The sequence below is a fragment of the Mesorhizobium sp. M7A.F.Ca.US.006.01.1.1 genome, from assembly GCF_003997935.1.
In the GTDB taxonomy this organism is placed as follows: Bacteria; Pseudomonadota; Alphaproteobacteria; order Rhizobiales; family Rhizobiaceae; genus Mesorhizobium.
Map to the genome: position 1 here is coordinate 1 of NZ_RZQL01000467.1, position 1,699 is coordinate 1,699.

3 protein-coding genes are annotated in these 1,699 nt (G+C 62.2%); 1 reads left to right on the forward strand and 2 read right to left on the reverse strand.

Features of this window, described 5'->3' with window-relative positions; genetic code table 11:
• On the reverse strand, nucleotides 1-440 hold a 440-nt coding region (locus EN943_RS36865), incomplete at its 3' end, for a LysE family translocator (RefSeq protein ID WP_164778604.1).
• Between the two features lie 428 nt (nucleotides 441-868).
• On the opposite strand from EN943_RS36865, the gene EN943_RS36870 reads away from it, so the two are divergent.
• On the forward strand, nucleotides 869-1,495 hold the full coding sequence (locus EN943_RS36870) for a DUF1062 domain-containing protein (protein ID WP_127416600.1): 627 nt from the start codon (nucleotides 869-871) through the stop codon (nucleotides 1,493-1,495).
• A gap of 61 nt (nucleotides 1,496-1,556) precedes the next feature.
• Here EN943_RS36870 and EN943_RS39050 read toward each other — a convergent pair.
• Nucleotides 1,557-1,699, reverse strand: a 143-nt coding sequence (locus EN943_RS39050) for a hypothetical protein (protein ID WP_164778605.1), incomplete at its 5' end; no start/stop codon positions are given.

Sequence of the window (1,699 nt, forward strand, 5' to 3'; positions counted from 1 at the left end):
CAGCCGACGATGCTGACCGACGCGAGGTCGATGATGGTCGGCAGCAGCGCCAGATAGAACATCATGATCTTGGGGTTGCCGAGCGTCACCGCCATGCCGGCAAAGAACAGCTTTGCCGGTGAATCCTCGCGCGGCATCTCGCCCTCTTTCGCATCGACAGGGGCGGTCCACATCTTCCAGGCGAGGTAAGCGAGATAGGCAACGCCGACCCATTTCACCACGACGAAGGCCAAATGGAACGTCTGCGCCACGATAGCCAGGCCGAACACCGCCAGCGACAGCCAGATGCCCTCGCCGATCCACATGGCGAGCAGGAACGGGAACACGTCGCGAAACCCTTTCGAGATGACGCGTGCAACGAGCGCCGCGATCGACGGACCGGGAGAGCCAGCGGCAACGAACAAAGCGGCGGCGAAGATCAGGAGCGAGGTGGGGTGCATGGCCGGGATCTCTGGTTGGGGCTCGATCAACCACAAATACCCGACAGCTGCGGCTCTGGCAAAGGCAACCCCATACCGGCCTTGCGCTGACGTACCAAGGCTTGGCTTGCGAGATCCCTTGCCCGTCTGGCATCTCGCGGCTAGAAAGGCCGCCGCGAAACAATTTTTGAGCTTCACTTTGCCTACGTAACCGCCGGTCTCGTCAACTCCCCCGACACACTGCATGACGCCGCACCAGCGGTGTCTGTTTTCATGTTCTTGTGTTCTTCTGGGCGGCGGTTCGAGACCGGTTTGGCACTGCTGAACCGTTGTCGCGCGCTGCCGCCCGTGACATCTGATTTCCGATCATAGCGACCGCCACGCCGCGCCCGCATGGGCATCTCGACATCGCCGGCCTGATGAACTTCCCGACGGGAAGGCTTTTCCGCATGTCCGGCTCCTTGCACATCCACTGGGCAATCGCGCCCAAGACCGCACCTCGACCGCTCATCAACTGCAACCGCTGCGGCACCGTGAAAGCCTATTGCAGCAGCGGGAAATTCCGCGTCAACGCCAATGGCAAGCGCATCGACGTGTGGCTGATCTATCGCTGCATCGACTGCGACAATTCCTGGAATTTCGGCATTTTCGAGCACTGCAACCGCCGCGACATCGATCCGACGCTGCTGGCGGCGCTCGAAAGCAACGATCCTGCACTCGCTCACCGTCATGCTTTCGATGTAATCGCGTTGCGCAACCGGATCGGGCGCGTCGAGGAATTCCCCGACGTCAGCGTTCACAAGCGCAGGCTCTTCGAGACAAGGGAAGCCGCGACCGCTCTGGAACTCCAGCTTGGGCTCGAAATGCCGACATCGCTGCGACTCGACCGGCTGCTCGCCGGCGAACTCGGCATCTCGCGATCACGGCTTCAGGCGCTGGAGGAGAAGCGGCTGCTCATCGTTGACCCGGACGGAGCAAAGGCGCTGCGCAAGCCGGCCCGCGCGGGAATCACCATCCGCATCGATCTGGCCGGCGAGGCCGATCGGCAGGCCATCATCGCGGCTGCCGGCGGATGAACGAGAAAGGGGCGGAGCACTGGTTGCTCCGCCCCTCTCGATTGTTGGAAAAATAGAAGGCTTACGCCGCGCCGACCACCTTGGACGACTTCTCGAAGCGCTTGCGCTCGTTCGGATCGAGATAGAGCTTGCGCAGACGGATCGTCTTCGGCGTCACCTCGACCAGCTCGTCGTCCTGAATCCAGGCCAGAGCCTTCTCCAGCG

Coding starts and splice junctions, on each gene's coding strand:
- EN943_RS36870 (WP_127416600.1), top strand. CDS start 869: ATGTCCGGCTCCTTGCACATCCACTGGGCAATCGCGCCCAAGACCGCA.